Annotated in this window: 1 protein-coding gene; it reads right to left on the bottom strand. The window is 28.4% G+C overall.

The genetic code is table 11. The features are described from left to right. Window positions 1–23: 23 nt before the first annotated feature. The coding region (locus tag RH98_RS15075) for a transposase (protein WP_010258060.1) at window positions 24–450 on the bottom strand (427 nt) is incomplete at its 5' end.

The following is a 450-nucleotide window of genomic DNA, read 5'->3' as shown; positions in this document are numbered from 1 at the left end:
GGATCAAGTGCAAAAGTTGGGGACTAAGCAAAAAGTTTGGTCAATCTAAAAAGAAAGAATTTCTTATCTCTGACCCCTCTATACATCATACGGAAGTATTTAATTTTCGCATTAAATGATTCAGCTGAAGCATTTGTACTTCTATTATTAAAGTAATTAATAATTTCGTTATAGTGTATATTAAAAGTCTTTAAAACAGTATTAAAATGTTTGATAGAAGCCTTGTCAATATCATTAAACCAATGAGCAAGCTTAGTCATAGCAATTTCTTTATCTATTTTTAGATTATATATATTTCTGAGCTTATTAGTTAGCAAATACGCTTGTTTAATCTCAGGGTATAAATCAAATAATATTTTAGCTCTTTCTTGTTGGTCTGTTGTCCAATTAATTTGGTTTTTATAAAGTAGTGAACGAGAGCGGACTAAAAGTTTTTTTTTAGTATCTCCA

Origin of the sequence: Myroides injenensis M09-0166 (assembly GCF_000246945.1) — a bacterium.
GTDB lineage: Bacteria > Bacteroidota > Bacteroidia > Flavobacteriales > Flavobacteriaceae > Flavobacterium > Flavobacterium injenense.
Note: the sequence above shows the minus strand (reverse complement) of the source record. Positions and strands in the feature narration are given on the sequence as shown.